Annotated in this window: 2 protein-coding genes; one reads left to right on the top strand and one right to left on the bottom strand. The window is 62.0% G+C overall.

Annotated elements, in window-relative coordinates:
* On the top strand, positions 1–496 hold a 496-nt coding region (locus tag FJ980_RS34465; protein WP_246676706.1), incomplete at its 5' end, for a DUF1194 domain-containing protein.
* A gap of 344 nt (positions 497–840) precedes the next feature.
* On the opposite strand, the gene FJ980_RS34460 is transcribed toward FJ980_RS34465, so the two are convergent.
* Positions 841–1,008 (bottom strand): SDR family oxidoreductase (locus FJ980_RS34460; protein ID WP_140547768.1); only part of this gene is annotated, 168 nt, incomplete at its 5' end.

Raw genomic sequence — 1,008 nt, 5'->3', positions numbered from 1 at the left:
CGCACGCACCATACTGCCGTGGACAAGCATCTGCGGACTGGAAGATGCAAGAGCGGCGGCGGCGGAGATCAGCAGGAAAGGGGATACCGGCGTCATCCGTCGAGGGCGATCCGGAACATCGGTTTCCTCGGCTATCGACATTGGCAGTCTTCTGTTGGACCAGTTTCCTGGAAATGCCGCCAAGAAGGTCATCGATATCTCCTCCAATGGTGAGAACAACGACGGACTTCCTGTTCAGCCGAGCAGGCTGAACGCCATTGCCAAGGGATATACGATCAACGCCATCGCCATTCCCGCCGAAGACGACGATCCCGGCAATCCGCTGGCATCTTATTTTGCCAAATCGGTCATTGGCGGTTCCCAGGCCTTCGTCATGACGCCAAAAGGGCCAAACGACTACAGCACGGCGCTTCGCCGCAAGCTGGTCACAGAAGTAAGCATGAACAACGAAGGGCAATTCCCGCAACCGGCGGACGAGCGCTCTTCCCAACCGTAATTCCGGACAGTGGCGCATTGCTGCACGGACGCGTAAGGGCCGAGAGCAGACGGCGGCTCCTGGCATTAGCAAACACAGCTTCCAGGCTGCTCGGCTCGACGCGCCGAGCCGTCAACTGACCTGAATACGGCGGTCACCTGTCCGTTGCTCTCCCGACAGGTATGTTTCTTGGCGATCCACGGCCCCTCGTCGATCTTGACCTCGGCCCGGTCGATCGGCGGCGCACCCCAGGGCGGCTCCGACGATCCGACAATCGCTGCCGATATGAGGCACCCGAGCCGGCGCCGATTTGAGGCCGGCTCAGCCGCGGCGACCCTCATGCCACCGCGGCGGTGGGACGCGGCTCATCCGATCGAGCGGAGCACACCACCGTCGACGCGCAACGCGGCGCCGGTGGTCGCCGAGGCCTGCTCGGAGCAGGTGTAGACGACCATGTTCGCGACTTCCTCGGTTGTCGCGAACCGGTTGATGAGCGTGGTCGGACGCAGCGATTTCAGGAAATTATGCTCGGC

Source organism: Mesorhizobium sp. B1-1-5 (genome assembly GCF_006443065.1).
Taxonomy (GTDB): Bacteria; Pseudomonadota; Alphaproteobacteria; order Rhizobiales; family Rhizobiaceae; genus Mesorhizobium.
Note: the sequence above shows the minus strand (reverse complement) of the source record. Positions and strands in the feature narration are given on the sequence as shown.